General features: G+C 44.6%; 1 protein-coding gene. It reads right to left on the bottom strand.

Annotated elements, in window-relative coordinates; genetic code table 11:
* On the bottom strand, positions 1 to 310 hold a 310-nt coding region (locus CWC16_RS20090), incomplete at its 3' end, for a hypothetical protein (RefSeq protein WP_502705084.1).
* Between the last annotated feature and the right edge of the window lie 305 nt (positions 311 to 615).

Consider the following 615-nt stretch of genomic DNA (forward strand, 5'->3'; position numbering starts at 1 on the left):
TGACGTGTTTGCTTCCATACTGCCAGTTGGTCCGATCCATGCAGAGGGTATAGCGTTCCAGCTTTAGCCAATGGAGAATCAACTTCCCCAGCTGCTCGTAGCAGAATGTGTAATCAGCAAAGAATCGTTTGATACGTCGATAGCTGGATTCAGTCTGAGCGCGAGCCTGGAACTCTTCCGCCACCCTATAAAGGTTCGTAGAACGGCCGCGCAGCAGAGATAGAATGAATTGAGCAAGGAATATAATGCGAGCTTGATGCCAGGGGAGATGGGCTTTAAGCTCTCTAGCCAATGAGCTGACGTCTTCCATGTACGACTACTGTATTCTGTACGGAATTAAGAGGTCATACAGGGTACTCTACATGAGCGTCAGCTCATACTCTCAGCCCTTGCTGCATAAAGCTTCCAGAAGTTTTGTCCCGTACACAGGTTGCGGTCATTGTATGAGCAAAAAGTCACCTTCATAGGAGGTACCGTTTTCGTCAAACCAGCAGTATATTTCGACTGTATTTGTAGTATTACCGTTATATAAAACATTACTTTTAAGATAAAAAAACTCTACGTACACATATTTCCACTCATGGGAAATGTTTGGAACACCTATAGCATAAAGTG

This window comes from Pseudoalteromonas sp. S3776 (assembly GCF_005886915.1).
Classification (GTDB): Bacteria; Pseudomonadota; Gammaproteobacteria; order Enterobacterales; family Alteromonadaceae; genus Pseudoalteromonas.